The 16,998-nt window shown below is 46.9% G+C and carries 13 protein-coding genes; 5 read left to right on the forward strand and 8 right to left on the reverse strand.

The window, feature by feature from the left end:
- Window positions 1–5: 5 nt before the first annotated feature.
- The 3 genes from QUB08_RS19480 to gyrB all read right to left on the reverse strand — a co-directional run bounded on the left by QUB08_RS19480 (window position 6) and on the right by gyrB (window position 4,535).
- A complete protein-coding gene (locus QUB08_RS19480) occupies window positions 6–212 on the reverse strand; it encodes a hypothetical protein (protein WP_333226251.1) in 207 nt (68 codons plus the stop codon).
- Between the two features lie 111 nt (window positions 213–323).
- Window positions 324–1,040 carry a heme oxygenase (biliverdin-producing) gene (locus tag QUB08_RS19485; protein ID WP_333209133.1) on the reverse strand — a complete coding sequence of 239 codons (717 nt, stop codon included), beginning with the start codon at window positions 1,038–1,040 and terminating at the stop codon, window positions 324–326.
- Between the two features lie 249 nt (window positions 1,041–1,289).
- Complete coding sequence (gyrB, locus tag QUB08_RS19490) at window positions 1,290–4,535, reverse strand: DNA topoisomerase (ATP-hydrolyzing) subunit B (RefSeq protein ID WP_333226253.1); 3,246 nt, start codon at window positions 4,533–4,535, stop codon at window positions 1,290–1,292.
- Window positions 4,536–4,792: 257 nt separating this feature from the next.
- Between gyrB and miaA the strand changes: the two genes are divergently transcribed.
- Complete coding sequence (gene miaA / locus QUB08_RS19495) at window positions 4,793–5,695, forward strand: tRNA (adenosine(37)-N6)-dimethylallyltransferase MiaA (RefSeq protein WP_333226256.1); 903 nt, start codon at window positions 4,793–4,795, stop codon at window positions 5,693–5,695.
- A 110-nt stretch (window positions 5,696–5,805) separates the two neighbouring features.
- Here miaA and QUB08_RS19500 read toward each other — a convergent pair whose 3' ends face one another.
- The 4 genes from QUB08_RS19500 to msrP form a co-directional block, all read right to left on the reverse strand.
- Entirely contained in the window at window positions 5,806–6,138 is a 333-nt protein-coding gene (locus QUB08_RS19500) for a hypothetical protein (protein WP_333226258.1), read from the reverse strand.
- Window positions 6,135–6,398, reverse strand: coding sequence for a hypothetical protein (locus tag QUB08_RS19505; protein ID WP_333226259.1), 264 nt, complete (start codon window positions 6,396–6,398; stop codon window positions 6,135–6,137). Before QUB08_RS19505 ends, QUB08_RS19500 begins: the two co-directional genes overlap by 4 nt.
- Before the next feature lie 43 nt (window positions 6,399–6,441).
- The gene (locus QUB08_RS19510; RefSeq protein ID WP_333226261.1) at window positions 6,442–6,840 is read right to left on the reverse strand and encodes a hypothetical protein; all 399 of its coding nucleotides are present in this window, start codon (window positions 6,838–6,840) and stop codon (window positions 6,442–6,444) included.
- A gap of 1,119 nt (window positions 6,841–7,959) precedes the next feature.
- On the reverse strand, window positions 7,960–8,943 hold the full coding sequence (gene msrP, locus QUB08_RS19515) for a protein-methionine-sulfoxide reductase catalytic subunit MsrP (protein ID WP_333226263.1): 984 nt from the start codon (window positions 8,941–8,943) through the stop codon (window positions 7,960–7,962).
- A gap of 511 nt (window positions 8,944–9,454) precedes the next feature.
- Here msrP and QUB08_RS19520 point away from each other — a divergent pair.
- The 4 genes from QUB08_RS19520 to QUB08_RS19535 all read left to right on the forward strand — a co-directional run bounded on the left by QUB08_RS19520 (window position 9,455) and on the right by QUB08_RS19535 (window position 13,987).
- Window positions 9,455–11,509: a serine/threonine-protein kinase gene (locus QUB08_RS19520; protein WP_333226265.1), complete on the forward strand. Its 2,055-nt coding sequence runs from the start codon at window positions 9,455–9,457 to the stop codon at window positions 11,507–11,509.
- A gap of 360 nt (window positions 11,510–11,869) precedes the next feature.
- Window positions 11,870–12,439 carry a tetratricopeptide repeat protein gene (locus QUB08_RS19525; RefSeq protein WP_333226267.1) on the forward strand — a complete coding sequence of 190 codons (570 nt, stop codon included), beginning with the start codon at window positions 11,870–11,872 and terminating at the stop codon, window positions 12,437–12,439.
- A gap of 55 nt (window positions 12,440–12,494) precedes the next feature.
- Window positions 12,495–13,412 (forward strand): hypothetical protein, encoded by a 918-nt coding sequence (locus tag QUB08_RS19530; RefSeq protein WP_333226269.1) that lies wholly within the window; start codon window positions 12,495–12,497, stop codon window positions 13,410–13,412.
- Between the two features lie 281 nt (window positions 13,413–13,693).
- Window positions 13,694–13,987, forward strand: a complete 294-nt coding sequence (locus tag QUB08_RS19535; RefSeq protein ID WP_333226271.1) for a DUF3288 family protein — start codon at window positions 13,694–13,696, stop codon at window positions 13,985–13,987.
- Between the two features lie 87 nt (window positions 13,988–14,074).
- Here QUB08_RS19535 and secA read toward each other — a convergent pair whose 3' ends face one another.
- Complete coding sequence (gene secA, locus QUB08_RS19540; RefSeq protein ID WP_333226273.1) at window positions 14,075–16,891, reverse strand: preprotein translocase subunit SecA; 2,817 nt, start codon at window positions 16,889–16,891, stop codon at window positions 14,075–14,077.
- Window positions 16,892–16,998: the final 107 nt, after the last annotated feature.

Consider the following 16,998-nt stretch of genomic DNA (forward strand, 5'->3'; position numbering starts at 1 on the left):
GTGTTTTAATACACAAGATTGTGAAAATTAAATGCACACCAGCTTAGTTGTGAGTTGTGGAACCCGTCAAAACGGTTAGGAGGTTCCTTCTTCCTTCTTCCTTCTTCCTTCTTCCTTCTTCCCTCTTCCTTCTTCCTTCTTCCTTCTTCCTTCTTCCTTCTTCCTTCTTCCTTCTTCCCTCTTCTAGAAAAAGTCGATCGCCCGCAATTCAAACACCATGCAAAATCCCGGAGATTTGGTGACTGTAAAAGCAGCCATCAAACCCCCAGGATTTAAGTTTTTTCTCTTAAACGAGGCTCAAATTATCCCCAGTGAGCTTTAACTCAATCAGCAGTAGCCAATTCGGTACTGGCACCACCGCGCTTCCGAGTCAGGGTATTGAAAAGCATCTGACCGACTGCTTTAATCAAATTGCCCTCTAACTCCATAAACATCTTCATGTTCATGCCAAAAGCTGCATTAGCTTCGTCAACAATTCGCTCTGCTGTTGCTTCGTCAATCGGCAGTTCATTCATTGCCTGACGGTAGTTAGCCTTGAATTCTTTTTCATCAGGAATATCCTGGAATTCATAGAAAGCAGTGCCTTCTCCCTCGGAAAGATTCATCCCGCGCTGGGCAATTCCCTTCAGGATTTGTCCGCCGGATAAATCGCCAAGGTAGCGAGTGTAAGAGTGAGCTACTAACAGTTCCGGTGCGGTCGCCGAAATCTCGCGAATTCGCTCCACATAAGCTTTAGCTGCTGCTGAGGGGGCTACTTGTTCGCGCCAATTCGCACCGTAGTAGTAAAATAAATCTTGCTCTAAGCTGTGTTTGCGATTTAACTCAGAAAAGTAAATTTTTGAAACAACCGGATGCTGCTTTTGGCGTTCCATTTCCTCTTCCATTGCCGAGTAGACAAAGTAGAGGTTTCCTACTAACTTCCGGTAAGAAGTTTTTTCTACAACCCCTTTTAAAAAACACTTGACAAAACCGACGTTTTCTGCCATTGTGTGGGACTTTTTGGTTCCCTCACGCAATTTGGTCGCTAAATTGATGCTCATGCTATATTTGTCCAACCTTCTATTTTTGTGGTAGCTGATGGATGCGCCAAAAATCTAAAATTTACCTAAGTGTTTACCTTAGATCGATTTGATGAGAGATTGTATTAATTTTTATAACAAAACCTAGAAACATCAAACGGCCCTGATGCCCGATCGCCCGAAAGGGCAGAAGGCATCAGGGCCACAAAAGTTGAGTCATGAGTCCTGAGTCATTAGCTGCTAGCTAACGACTCAGGACTCAGGATTAATTTAGATGTCCAAGTCGAGGAGGTTGAGTTTGGGGCCGTAGGTTTCGATGAATTCGCGGCGGGGGGCGACACGATCGCCCATTAAGATCGTAAAGATGCGATCGGCCTCAGCAGCGTCTTCAATTTCCACCCGTTTCAGCGTCCGAGTTTCTGGGTTCATCGTTGTATCCCACAACTGTGTCGGCATCATTTCACCCAAACCTTTGAACCGCTGAATGGTGTAGTTAGCATTCGCCGGAAATTCATTGCGGATGAGATTGTTCATTTCGCGATCGCTGTAACAGTAGTAGTGATTGCGTCCCCGTTCTACTTTATAGAGAGGAGGACAAGCAATATAGATGTAACCTTGTTCTACAAGTGCCCGCTGATAGCGGTAGAAGAAAGTCAGCAACAGCGTGCGGATGTGAGCACCATCTACGTCAGCGTCAGTCATAATTACGATGTGGTGATACCGCAATTGACCCGGATCGAATTCTTCGCCTTTGATGCCCAAACCCAGGGCTGTAATTAACGACTGAATTTCGTTATTTTTGTAGATTTTGGCGTCGTCGGTTTTCTCAATGTTGAGAATTTTACCGCGCAAAGGCAGGATTGCTTGGAATTGGCGATCGCGCCCTTGTTTGGCACTGTTATGGACAAAAATTCCCGCCCCTAATGCAAAGTTGTGACTGTTGGGCACTTCGATGTCGTAAACATCGTAGCGTTCCTCCAAATGTTCGATCGACACAACGCGGTGGTTGTAATTCCGAACCGCTTGGCGAGCATATACTTCATCACCATTAAAGTAGCGATCGCAAAACGTCTCAAACTTCAACAAAGTCTTATCACCCTTCATGCGGCGATAAAGATTGTAAGCATCTACATTCATCCAACCTTCTTTCAGGTGGACTGTCTTCAAAGCTTCCAGCGTCTGGCGGTAATAAGTTTCCTTCAAAGCTTCTTTACGTTTCTGGCGAAACTCCGGCGTCCACTGTTCCTTAGTTTTTTCGCGCCGCCACTCCAACAAATTCTCATCTTGCCACTGTTCTTTAGCAAGTTGAGAATGAGTCTCCCGTGCTTCAGGATTGTTAGCAAAATGATTACTCACCCGTTCCGACTGAGCCAAACGGTTTTCTTCACTACTCCAATACTCTTGCTGCGCTTGGTTCAGCAGTTCATTATTTTGCTGGCGATAAGTTTCATCACTATCGTAAAACTCCCGCCACTTGCTCATCATGTAAGCTTTATACTCTTCATCTTCCCACTGAGCTTTCGCCTGTTCCGAAAGAATTTGTCGCGTTTCAGGCTGCCGCATCCGCTCTTTCATCATCGCCCGAAATTCATCGGTCATGTGAGCTTGACGGCTCTTTTCAATGACATCCGGCCTGTGCAAGGTTTTCTCAAGGTTCGCGCGGTGAAGAGCCAAGTGATCCTCAGCAGGCAATCGCTGAATATTTGTCGGATTGTTGTTGAGTTTGTTAAAGTCAACGTGATGGCGGTGATTGCCGTCAGATGCGAGATAAACGCCATGTTTCAGGTTGTAGAAATCCGCTAAAAGATGGGTGTAAATCCACTTATCACTGTTGGGATTCCAAACCATTTCGTAACCGTTAAGTCCCTGACCCTGTTTGGTTTTTTCCGACAACTTGCTGTGGAACGGCATTAATGAATCTTCCGGTGTCAGCATGGCGGCTGCTTTGTAAGTGCCATCCCGCAACATGAATGGATGGTCGGGAGTGCAAGTTATTGTCTCCCCATTGTCTAATGTCAGTTTGACAACTTCAGCATTTGCTTTAGTCATCCGAGCATTAGTTATTCGCTCAAACCCGATGTTTCCACTCTCGCGAATGGTGTAGCAAAAGTGTTCTTTGCCTTCTGCTTGTTCGTCAACTATCTGTTTGATAGTTTTTGTGGTGCCGTCAGCTAATTTTATTTCTTGAAATGAAAAAAAACAGCCCCCCGCGGAATCGCCCTCGACCAGGTATATCTCAGACAGGGCGGGGTCTCTGGAGCTACAGTCCGCTAATTTTCCAGGCAAAGGAGACGATTCTAAGACTGATTTTCGGCGCACTAAATCGCGGGCACGACGGGCGGCTTCAGCGGCCTTAAATGCCTGAATTGCTTTTTCCAAAATAGCGTCAGCTACTTGGGGGCGAAACTCTAAATATTCTGTCAATACTTCGCCTACCAAGGAATCGACAATTCCCCGAACTTCTGTATTTCCTAGCTTAGTTTTAGTTTGGCCTTCAAATTCCGGGTCTGGGACTTTGACAGAAATCACTGCTGTCAAACCTTCGCGAACGTTTTCGCCGGCGAGGTTGGGCTCGTTTTCTTTGATTTTGTTGCGCTTGCGGGCGATCGAATTCATCGTCCGCGTCAAAACTGCCTTCAAACCTTCTAAGTGCGTGCCACCGTCGATCGTCCGAATGTTGTTAGCAAAACCTAGAACGTTGTCGCTAAAAGCATCGACGCACCACTGCAAAGCCACTTCTATCTGCACGTTGTTGCGTTCTCCTTGCACGTAGATCACTTCTTCGTGCAGAGGCTGCTTTTCGCGGTTCATGTAGGCGATATATTCCTTGATTCCGCCCTCATAACAGTATGTTTCGATTCGCGGTTCGCTACTTTTGAGCAGTTCCAAACGGTGGTCGCTAAACGTAATTCTCACGCCCGCATTCAAGTAACCCAATTCTCGCAAGCGCCCCGCGAGTGTAGTGTAATCAAATTCAATGCCAGTGCTAAATATTTGAGTATCTGGCAAGAAAGAAACTGAAGTGCCGGTGCGATTGCCTTTGTTGGGCTTGGCAGTAAGTTCAGTAACTGGATTGCCTCTTTCGTAGCGCTGTAAATGTTCTTTTTGGTCGCGCCAAACTGTCACTTCTACCCACTCGGACAGCGCGTTAACAACAGAAATACCTACACCGTGCAATCCTCCAGAAACCTTGTAGCCACCACCGCCAAATTTACCGCCGGCGTGAAGTACAGTCATTACTGTTTCTATTCCCGATTTGCCAGTCTTGGCAACGATGCCGGTCGGAATACCCCGGCCGTCGTCTGTCACGGTAACGGAACCGTCGGCGTTGATGTCAATCTCGATGTGAGTGCAGTGGCCAGCCAGCGCCTCATCAATGGAATTGTCCACAACCTCGTAAACTAGGTGGTGGAGTCCTCGCGGCCCGGTGGTACCGATGTACATCCCCGGTCGTTTACGGACTGCTTCGAGACCTTCGAGAACTTGAATCTGGTCGGCGCTGTAGCTGCTGGTCATACAAAAATAGCTCCAATAATGAGGCCTAAAGCCCCGAAAGCTTCTAAAATGGGAAAACTCCTAAAATTATAGCACAAAACCGTTAAAGGCTATGCTAGGGCTTTCTGAATGGAAATTTATCGGGGGGAGGGAGAGGAATAGTTTTGAGATTGCTGGAGGAATGCCCTGGCCGATCGCGGTGAATCAGTGTAGAAGAGAGGGGAAAGCATTGATAGGAGAGGATTTGAGAGTTTCTATAGGGGAATGTGCGACAGCTTATGCCTAGATTAATTACGATTTGTGGGGCGACGGCGACGGGGAAGTCGGGAGTGGCTTTGGCTTTGGCGGGGCGACTGCAATCCTCGATTCTAAGTGCGGACTCCCGTCAAGTGTACCGCGAATTTGACATCGGAACCGCAAAACCGACGGCGGTCGATCGCACTTCTGTACCCCATCACTTTATCGACATCTGCGATCCGACAGCAACTCTAACAGTCGCAGACTACCAGCAGCAAGCTCAAAATTTAATAGCTGCTGTCGATTTTCCCCTGTCTCCCCCCCTGTTGTTGGTGGGAGGGACGGGCTTATATATTAAATCGATCGTGCACGGTTTAAAAATTCCGAGGGTAGGGCCGATGCCCGAATTGCGATCGCAACTTGCGGAACTCGGACAATCTCAATGTTACGCGATGTTGCAGCAGGTCGATCGCTCTGCGGCTGAGAAAATTCACCTCAATGACCCAGTAAGAACTTTAAGAGCACTGGAAGTATTTTATGCGACCGGTCGCCCTATTTCCGAACAGCAGGGCGAAAATCCTCCCAATTATCCTATTTTACAAATTGGGTTGGATTGCGATATCGAAGTTTTGGTCGATCGGATCAAACAGCGCACCGAACAAATGCTAGAACGCGGTTGGATTGCTGAAGTAGAATATTTGTGTAAAAAATACGGCTGCGACTTGCCACTGTTGAACACGCTGGGCTATCAGGAGATGAAACAATATTTGGCTGGCGACATTAAGCTTGAAGAAGCCAAAGAATTAACAATTTTGCACACGCGGCAATTTGCCAAGAGACAGCGAACTTGGTTTCGAGCTTATCCTGAAATTGAATGGTTTGATGTTAGCACGCCAGATTTATTGGAGCGAGTTTGGCAGAGATTGCAGGAGTTTGTTAATTGATTTTTTATCGGAATTAAAGATTTTTTTAACCGCAGATGCACGCTGATGAACGCTGATGTAATTTAAATTGATTGGCTAGTTTTCCAACAAAAGTAAGTGGGATTTTTCCGTTAACTTTGACTGAGTAAAATTTCTTTAATTCTTTGCCGAAACAAACGCACTGCTGCGCGCTGTCCGACTGTTCTGCTTTGTTCGATGAAACCGGGAATTTCGGCAACGGGTAAAAATGGAAAAGCTAAACTACGCGCGGCGAAGCTATCCCGTAGGGAATCGCACAATTCATATTTCCCTTCTACAAGTTGATAAACTTGCAGAGAGTGCCGCCGATACCTCCAAAGTTCGGGAACGCCAAGAGCAGCATATATGGAATCTTTATTAACTGAAGAATTCGTGTAATCTGACTTTATTGCTAAATCAGGCGGCAAATCCTCTGGGAGTTTCATATCTCTTTTCCTCTGACGCTGGCTTCATTTTGAATGTAGAAACAAGTATCAGGTTCGACAGCACGAGTTAAATCTTCCCGTTCGAGAGTCAGAGAACCAGCTTTCATCACTTCGATTTCTAGCTCATCTGCTGTAGCTTCAATAAAGCTTTCTATCAGTCCTTTCGGAACTTCATGTTCTAGATGCGGCATCCTGATTTCTAATACTCCTCCATCGTAAGCAATTCTCCAAGCTCTATCGTCCCCTACATCTGCCAGCAATGCTTTAAAAGTTGACCAATTGCTGGGGGGGTGACAAAGAGGTCTACGAGATAGACTGTATAAGGGTTGCGGCCCGCATACCTTGTTGATAAAAGCGGCGTTTATTGGGAGTTAACTTCATTAACTGTTCTACCTCTTCAGAATATTGTTCGAGATAATTAACCCACTTTTCTCCATCTAAACCAACACCAAATGTACTCCGTCTTTGATATCTTTTTTTAGGTTCTTTGCGGCGATATACATATTTTTGCACCTGCTTTTTCCTCATTTCAGTGCCTTGAAATATTGCTGAACTGTACGCAAATGTCATGAGCAGAATCATGTTAATAAGTCGGTCTCCTTTTAAGCTAGTTCCTTCAAGATCGTAGCCTCCTGTTTTACAATCTCGAAACATTTCTTCAATGCCCATCCGTTGCTTGTAAGCATCGATAGCTGCCAGCAATGACCCTAAATCTGTGAGTATAAACCACGCTTCATCAACCTTCCATCCCCCGTAGTTCCTTTTCCACTTACAAGCAAGATCAAATCCGGTAGGATGCCCGTGTTTTCCTCACTCTTTTACCTTGAAAATATAAAGAGGTTTAAGAATACTATTCCTAATTCATCTAACCGTTGCCAAACTAAATGTTCCGTTTCGATACAATGATTTTTTTTCAGTTTTAAACAAAAAGATACACCCTTTTCCCTTAGCCAGTTTCCCAAATCGACAGAACAAAATTCACGGTCTCCTAACACGATGACTTTACCCGTCTGAAAATAATGGTAAAACTTGCTGTAAATGGGTTGTTTGTGATTCAAAGTTACTGTTTCCCAATTTGGGCAACAGTGACCAGTATAATGGAATTGCTCTTCGCTCCCAGATCAGGCTAACCATAAAGAGATTAATGCGGCCCCATTGACTGCGGTCGATTGCGATTGATAAAGTTTGACCAACACGGCAATAAGTAATCAACCAATAAGTAATTAATGGGAACCAAATTAGTGAGATAGTTAAGTGAGGCAAGTCGAGAAATCTTTGTAGTTTTCTACGCCGACTTTCTGTTGTAATTGGATAGGGAAATACCCGCGAGAGCCGTTCTAATCTCACTTGTTTTTCTGATTGTATCAAGGGTAGCAAGATTTCAATCAGTTTAAATTGAGCTGAACTTAGTGGTTTTTTTAAATGAATGAGGTAGAATGTTGGTATCATTATTTTTGAGATAGGCAAGCGTGTAACAATTATGCTGCCTATCTTTTTTGAGCAGCGGATTGGCTCAATCCTTACAAAGTATGGGTTTCAGGCTGGTTGTTACCCCCCCAGTACCAATTGACACCTTTTAAAATAACTCGGTTTTCTGGGGTAGTTTGCTGCTCTACGGGAGTTGATGTTGTTGTTACCATTTAGCAATTCCTTGGTAGCTTCATCAATTTTTATTATAGAGGATAATAGGATGTTTTTTTTCGTTCCCAGGCTCTGCCTGGGAATGCCTGAATCCGAGGCTCTGCCTCGCAGAAATAGGGAGGCAGAGCCTCCGGATCTGCGTTCCTAGGCAGAGCCTAGAAACGAGGGGAAAGCCGTCAATTAACTGTAAAGACTCGCCACATATTCGCCGTAACCGTTATAGGGCAAAGTCGGGCGAGTTTCCCACGACCAACTGTTACCGGGGCCGACTATCCGTTCGCTGGCCTGCGACCATCTGGGGTGCGGTTTGTCGGGTTCGACATTTGCTTCAAAGGCGTATTCGTTGGGGCCGATTGTATTCCAAAAAGTGGCGGGCTGTTGTTCGACAAATTCAATTTTGACGATCGACTTTGCCCCCTTAAAACCGTATTTCCAAGGAATTACTTGCCGCAGCGGCGCACCATTTTGTTTTGGTAGCCTTCGGCCATACAAGCCTGTGGCAAAAAATGCTAAGTCGTTGGCCATTTCTTCAATTCGCAGACCTTCGGTATAAGGCCAGGGATAAAATTGCGACATCAAACCTGGGCCGGGAGTTATTTTGGGGTCGTAAAATGAGGTAAAGCGAACGAATTTAGCTTTCGATTGCGGTTCGACATCGGCCATCAGTAATTTCATGGGAAATCCGACCCAAGGAACTACCATCGCCCAGGCTTCTACACAACGAAATCGATAAACTCGTTCTTCGATAGGAAATTTTTTGTAGAGGTCGTCAATATCATAAGTGCGGGGATTTTTTACTAAACCGCCTACTTCTACTTTCCAGTTTTCTGTTGGCAAAGCTTGAGCGGCTTGCCAAATAGATTTTGTGCCGCCGTATTCGTAAAAATTGTTGTATTTTGTAGCTAAGGCTTCGTCGGTAATTGCTCGATCGACTTTTGCAAAGGCCTGATTCCGGCTCAATTCTGAATATGCTTGGGTTGAGCTTTGCTCCAAGGCAGTTTTTGAGCTAGCATTGCTTTGGCAGCCGGTCAGCGGCAGCAGCGAAGCTGTCACGCCGGCGCCAATTAAATTTGTCATGAACCGACGGCGGTTGAGAAAGGCTGTTTCTGGGGTAATTTGGGGTTCGAGAATTTCCCAAGGTTTGGGAACGCGAATTAACGGCATAAGTAATAGTTAAAAGTTAGTAGTTAGTTTGGGAAAATGTGGCTAAGTTTTAATCTGTTAGTGGATTTGACATGGGAAATTTGAACTTTTAGATTCACTCCCTAGAACAAAGAATCGCGGATATTTGGCAAGCTCTCGCGATTGATTTGGTGCGATCGCAATGCAAGTATTCGCAATGACAGTATAGCTTAATTCGGTAACAAGTGAGATATTGCACCATTCTAAAGAACAGGCTTTCCGTCCTGTTCCACAAAGAATGATTTTCTTGTGGGGAGTAGGGTTGGGCCCCAGAGCCCGCCCGTATGCTCGACCTATTAAACCTCGCTCGCAGGAAAGTCAGCAATTATTTACGCGCGATCGACCGAAGCCATTGTGGCGAAAATCTGGGAAACAATTATGATCAAGCAAAGATTCCAATTATTTAATTTGTCCACAGGAAGCGGCACGCACCGCCCCGCTTTCCTCCCCCACCAGCAATAATGTCGGACGGGGGTCTCCAGCGGAAAGACAAATGAGTTACTGCACAAATCCCCATTGCCAGAATCCCCAAAATCTCGATCGCGCGACAGTCTGCAAAAGTTGCGAGTCGAACTTGCTGCTAAAAGGCCGCTACCGAGTCTTTCACACCCTCGGTCAAAGTCTCACTTGCGGCACCTTCTTAGCCGTCGATGAAGACCAACCTTCGCAACCCCGCTGCGTCATTCAACAGTTCTGCGCGCCCGCAGGCACAGCGGACGGTCAAAACCGACTAAACCGGACATTTCGCGGCTCAGCCTCAGTTCTCGACGAGTTGGGCCAACATCCCCAAATACCAAAACTGCTGGCATCTTTTGAACTCGAAGGCTGCCAGTATTTAGTGCAAGAATACATCGAAGGCCACAATTTAGCCGATCGGCTTTCAGAAAAAGGCGTTGTTAAAGAAATTCAAATTTGGTATCTGCTGAGCGAATTGTTGCCAGTCCTGCAATTTGTTCACGAACATCAACTGATTCACGGAGATATCAAACCGTCGAATATTATTCACCGGAAAACTCCCCAAGCACCCCCAGCTTTGGCAGGGAAAGAGGATTTACATTCCGTGTCCCAGGAAAGTTCCTCTGGGCTAGTTTTAGTCGATTTCGGCGCCGCAATTCCGGCTAATAGCGGGCCGCTCAAAACTGAAACGGTGACAGGTTCTGCGGAATACGCCGCCCCGGAACAAATTAAAGGCAAAGCGATTAAGAGCAGCGATATCTACAGTTTGGGAGTCACTTGCATTCACTTGTTAACGGGAATGTCGCCCTTTGATTTGTTTGACATCAAAGCCGAAAGTTGGACCTGGAGACATTATTTGAAAGTACCAGTTTCGGCGCGACTCGGCCGCATTCTGGATAAAATGGTGCAGCGAGAACCATCAAAACGCTATCGCTCGACCGAGGCAATTCTCACAGACATGAAATACGGCCCGGCACCGGTAGACGTGATTCTCAGCAAACCCAAGTGGACTTTGGCAATGTGGGGAGGAACGGCGGTTGCCCTGCTGTCGGTAGTGCTGGGTTCTCGCTTGCCATCTCCTGCACCGCAGGCTTTCACTTCTTCTGAGCCTGTTTCTAGCATTCCCGAAATTCGGTTCAATCCGCCCCCGATGCAGAATTTCAGGAGTAAGGCATCGCCGTCAGGGCCTGCTGTACGGACTCTGGCGGATCAACACAAAAACCCGGTTTGGGCGGTAGCAGTCGCTCCCCAGGGCCGCGTGATCGTCAGCGGGAATAACGACGGCACAATTCACCTGCTGCACAAGCGTCACGGCAAGCTGCTCAAGGTTTTAGCAGGACATTTGGGGCCTGTGTGGTCGGTGGCCGTCAGTCCCGACGGCAGGATGATCGCCAGCGGTGGCGTTGACGGTACGATTAAATTGTGGAAGTTCTATTCTGGCAGGTTAATTCAGACTTTGGACGGACACCAAGACGGCGTGTTCTCTGTGGTTTTTAGTCCCGACGGCCAGACCCTGGCCAGTGTCGGTAAGGACAAAACTTTGAAGCTGTGGGAAGTCCAAGGCGGGGCAGAGTTGGAAACTCTCAACCGGGTTGTTGACGAGGTGCAGTCGGTGGCTTTCAGTCCCGATCGAGAAACTTTGGCGATCGGCAGCAGCGACGGTAAGATCAACCTGTGGAACTGGCAGACTGGGGAATTGAAAGAAACTCTTTGGGGTCATTCCGAGGCGGTTTGGTCTCTGGCCATCAGCCCAGACGGTCAAACTCTCGCCAGCGGCAGTTGGGACAAGACGGTGAAGTTGTGGGATATCAGCGCCAATAATCACTCCGGGCAGCCCAACGGTTTTTTGCTGCGGACTTTGATCGGCCATTCCGACAAGGTTAAGTCCTTGGCTTTCAGTCCCGACGGAGACCAACTGGCCAGCGCCGATTTGAGCGGGACTATCAAGCTGTGGCGCCTGAGTTCCGGCGAAATCGCGGGCACGCTGAAGGGTCATTCTACCTGGGTGGATTTGGCTTTTAATCCTCAAGACAAAACTCTGATCAGTGGCAGTTTTGACGACACGATTAAGGTGTGGCGACTGTCTCCTTAATTTTTTCGATCGCCCCTTCGATCAATTTTTGAACAGCTAGGGCGATCGAACATTTAGCTAATTGATCTATCAACACTTCCGACAGTTTCAAGGCTGACGCATGGGTGTTAGAAACCCGGTTCCTAAGCTCTTGGTAATCAAAAACTGTCCGAACTGTTGCAGGACTTACGCACAGCCTCAATATATAGTGTTTTGTAGGGGCAAACCCCCCGTGGCTGCCCCCATACCTGGAATGATTGCGTAAGTCCTATGTTGGTACAAAAACAAATTTAAAATCTCAAATAGTCAGAATATCCCTACAAATTGCGGTTGCTAACTAACAGTTGTGGTAAAGTAGTTTTGGCTGTTAAAGTAAAATCTATGACCGCAAATTCCGAGTTAGCAGAGCAGTATGTGTCAGCGGGCGAGACCCTTCAGAAATCAGGAAAGCTTGAGGAGGCGATCGCTCAATATCAAAAATTACTAGCCATTCAACCGGATAGTCCGATCGCACTCAACAAGATAGCAGAAATTTATTATACGCAACAGAAATATGTAGAGGCGATCGCCTCCTGTTACCAAGCACTTCGCCAGCAACCGAATTTCGCCGCCCCCTACAAAACTCTAGGCAATATCCTGCAAGCCCAAGGCAAAATAGAGGCGGCGATTCGCGCCTACTCGAAGGCGATCGAATTTGATCCTAATTTTGTCGAAGCCTATGTTAATTTGGGCAGTATGTTTTACAAACAAGGTCAGCTCGATGACGCCATAACTTACTATCAAAAATCTATCGCTATTCAACCAGATTTAGCCGTCGCTTATTGGAATTTAGGCAAAAGTTTGGAAGAGCAAGGGCGAATCAATGAAGGTTTATTTTATCAAAAAAAAGCTTTAAATTTACAGCCGGAGTTAGAAGCGAGAAGCAATTCAGTAGAAAATAACACTTACTGAAGAGTAATGTTATAGTCAGCATAATTCAATCATTAACGATGCAAGCTGGCTCAACATGGAAATTAACCAGAATCCGCTCGAATTGCTAACGGCTAAAGTACGAGAAACTGTTGCCGACACCCAAAACTTAGCCAACGAAATCGCTGCTAAAGTTGAGGAAAGTGCAACTGGATTAACGGCGTGGGTACAATCAGCGCCAAGTTCAATGGTTAGTGCCGGGGCGATCGCCACTCAAGAAGCTTTTAAAATAGCACATAACATCCGTTTTGAGAACCTGCCAAGAAATCTGCAATCCAAATTTGCTAGCGTTGGGATGCGTGACGGAATGCGAGATATTCAAGAAGCAGCAAAAGTATTTGAATCCATACCCGCCCAAATTCGTGCTCAAGGCCCAGAAGCAATTCGCAACTTCCGTCAAGATAAAGATTGGAGTCACATCCAAGCGCACGTCAATGGAGGCGGAAGCGAAGCTGCTAACGGGATTTTTGAACATTTTTGGGTGAATCGTACTCGCGGTGGTGCAGACATGACTGCCGCAGAATTAGCAGTCGCTAAGCAAGTTTTAGCGGATGCAGCGTTTAAAGCAGCAGTTGCGGAAATCGTTGGGGCTGCAATGAAAGGGGCGATCGCCGCAGCAGTAATTGAGTTAATATTTTCTATCTTAGAAAACTCGCTATTGTGCGTGGAAGGGAAAATTACCCAGTCAGAGTTAGTCGAAGAAGTCGCCACCGCCACCGCCAAAGCTGGCATTGCTGGCGGTGTTATTACTGGCATTTTGTTAACACTGTGCATGATATTTCCCCCAATTGCCGCGCTTTTAGGTGCCGCAGCGATGCCCTTGGCGGTTGCAGGTATTGGTTTTATGGGAATTCGCGCCTGGGAAATCTTTTGTCACGGCGATCGACTATTTGGTATTACTCAACAAACACAAAAATTTCTGGGGATGACTGAACAGTTGACTGTTGACAGTTGACTGTTGACAGTTGACTGTTGACTGTTATGATACCCGAATCAAACCGTTTATGAAGCGCGGATTTAAGACTCTATTCATGATAGTTATTTATGTCCGCGCTTTTGGTGGCGGTTGCTTGTAAGCTGTTGTGCATTTAAATTGTATATTTCGAGTCCCCATCAAAAAATCGTCAAATCCTCTCCCCCTCTCCTCTTCTCCCCCTCTCCCTCTCTAATACCATAGGCAATCTAGATGCAACACAGCTTAGCAACATTTTCAAATAATTGGCCAACATAAATAGTATGGATTTAGTAGAAAAAACTCAAGATCAGCAGCATCCGCAATACAAGCGCGATCGAGCCAGTGTCGATACTTTAATAGCAGGAGAAGCAACCGACTACAATTTATCGGAATTAGCAAGATTGATAATTCGCTACCGAGGCTTTCCCGGCGCTAGAGATATTCAATCAGACTTAAAAAAAGTCCTGCAAAAATGGAATCATACCGAAGAAAGTCTTTATGAACAAACCCGTAAAATTCATGCCAAAGGTGAGGTTTACAGGAAACAAAAAAGCGATCAAGAAGATTGGCTTTAATCTCAAATCTGCAACTGGTTCCCCGGAAGAGCCTGGGAACCAGCAACAGTTAACAGTTAACAGTCAACAGTCAACTGTTAACTATGTTCAAACCATCTCTGGCGAAACTTGCATTGCCGGCTGCGGCTGGAACTGGAACAGCGAATAAACCACATTGCGGCGGATATCCGTCATCATGTCCAAAAACAGCTCGTAACCTTCAGTTTTGTACTCGATTAACGGGTCTTTCTGGCCGTAACCGCGCAGCCCTACAGACTCGCGCAAAGCATCCATTTGTTGCAAATGTTCCCGCCACAAAGTATCAATTTGCTGCAAAATAAAGAACCGTTCCGCATCTCGCATCAATTCAGCTCGGATTGCATTAACTTCCGCTTCTTTAATGTCGTAAGCATTGCGGACTTGTTCGTGCAGGAATGTTTTAATTTCCTCAACGGACAAATCTTCTAGCTGATCCGGTGTCATGTCAGCCAGCAGATAAACAAATTCCTTCACCTTGCTCACAAGTTTGTCGAGTTCCCATTCTTCCGAAGGTAAATCGGGATTGATGTATGCTCCCACGATGTCATCCATCGTCTGTTCGGCATACCTAATTACCTGTTCTTTGGAGTCCAAACCTTCCAATACTCGGCGACGTTCCGCATAGATTGCTCGACGCTGATTGTTCATCACTTCGTCGTATTCAAATACCTGCTTGCGGATATCGTAATAGTAGGTTTCGACTTTTTTCTGAGCGCCTTCGAGGGAACCAGTCAGCATTTTAGATTCGATCGGCATATCTTCCTCAACACCGAAAGCCTTCATCAAACCTGCCACCCGTTCACCGCCGAAAATCCTCAGCAAATTGTCATCCAAACTCAAGAAAAACCGCGTAGAACCCGGGTCTCCTTGGCGTCCCGCCCGGCCGCGCAACTGATTGTCGATCCGGCGCGATTCGTGGCGTTCTGTACCGATGACGTGCAAGCCTCCCAACTGCACCACTTCATCGTGTTCGGTGCTGGTAAAAGCATCGTATTCGCTGCGAGTTAAATTGTAAGCTTCCCGCAATTTTTGAATTACCGGGTCTTTTGTCGGCGCTTTTTCCGAAGCTATAGCCACGATATCATCGGCTTGCAATTCCGAGAGCGATCGCTCCCCGTACTCCTTCACCGCCAATTCCACCGCCGCCTTGAGCATTTGCTCGGCATCTTTCGATAGCTGCGTCGGGAAAATCTGCGCCGAAGCTTTCCAAGACTTGACCTTTTTCGCAGTCTGACCAAAACCTTGAGGTGCGGGGCGGCCGCCAATACCGGGCACTTGCACCACCGAAAACCCCTCCTCATCTTCGGGCTGCACGATCCGGGGCATAAGATACTCCCGCAACTTCAGGCGGCCCATGTACTCAGAATTACCGCCCAAAATAATATCAGTACCGCGTCCCGCCATGTTTGTCGCGATCGTCACAGCGCCTTTGCGTCCGGCTTGAGCGATAATTTCTGATTCCCGCTCCACATTTTCCGGTTTAGCATTAAGCAAATTGTGAGGAATTTTGCGTTCCAGCAGCAGCCGCGACAGCAACTCCGACTTTTCCACACTTGTCGTGCCCACCAGCACCGGCCGACCGATCTCGTGCATTTCCGCGCAGTCTTGGGCGATCGCATTCCACTTCCCAGCCTCCGCCTTGTAAACCATATCGGAAAGGTCAGTACGGCTCGTAATCCGGTTAGTGGGAATCAGCGTCACTTCCAGATTGTAAATCTTCTCAAACTCGGTCTCTTCAGTTTTTGCCGTCCCCGTCATCCCCGACAGCTTCGGATAAAGCAAAAAGAAATTTTGATAAGTAATTGTCGCCAGCGTCTGAGTTTCCGGCTGAATTTCCGCCCGTTCCTTGGCTTCGATCGCCTGGTGCAAACCGTCACTCCAGCGGCGTCCCGGCATCACCCGGCCGGTAAACTCATCCACAATCACCACTTCGCGATCGGGAGTGACGATATAGTTAATATCCTTAATAAACAATTCCTTCGCCTTAATCGCATTAAAAATGTAATGCGCCCAAGGGTCAGCCGGGTCATACAAATCCGTAACACCCAACAAATTCTCAGCTTCACCAAACCCTTCATCGGTCAATAGCACATTACGAGCCTTTTCGTCAACCTCGTAATGTTCTTCATTTTCCTTTCTCAGAGCTGCAGCTACCTCAGCCGCCCGCATATACTTCTCACTGGGGCGTTCCACCTGGCCGGAAATAATTAAAGGCGTCCGTGCTTCATCAATCAGCACCGAGTCAACCTCGTCAATCACGCAGAAATTAAAAGGACGCTGCACTACATCTTCCATGACAGTAGCCATGTTGTCGCGCAAATAATCAAAGCCGACTTCGCTGTTAGTGGCGTAGGTAATATCGCAGTTATAATTTTTCTTTCGTTCCACCTGATCCATGCCCTGCTGAATCAGTCCCACAGTCAATCCCAGGAATCGGTGCACCTGTCCCATCCATTCCGCATCCCGCCTTGCGAGATAATCGTTGACGGTGATGATGTGTACGCCTTTACCGTTGAGGGCGTTGAGGTATGCCGGCAGCGTGGCCACCAGAGTTTTGCCCTCACCGGTTTTCATTTCCGCAATTTGGCCTTTGTGGAGGATGATGCCGCCGAGGAGTTGGACATCAAAGTGGCGCAGTCCCAAAACCCGCTGTCCCGCTTCCCGCACCACTGCAAAAGCTTCCGGCAAGATTTCGTCTAGGATCTCTTTTTCTTCGTTGAGAGATCTAGCTTTTGCCAGACGTTGTTGAAACTCGGCCGTTTTCCCTCTGAGACCATCGTCTGAGAGTGCGCGGAAGTCTTCTTCCAAAATATTGATATCAGCTACCCAAGGCTGAAATTTTCTCAGTTTGCGCGCGTTGGGGTCGCCTAGCAGATTTTTAAACATGGCAGGAGAGGCAGATTTTTAATAATTTAGCTATTAGCTTTCAGGGTTACGGGCTGTAGTGTTAGCCACAACATATACCCTCCCCGATTGTAGCAACCATTGGCTCT

This window comes from Microcoleus sp. BR0-C5, assembly GCF_036705045.1.
Lineage (GTDB): Bacteria > Cyanobacteriota > Cyanobacteriia > Cyanobacteriales > Microcoleaceae > Microcoleus.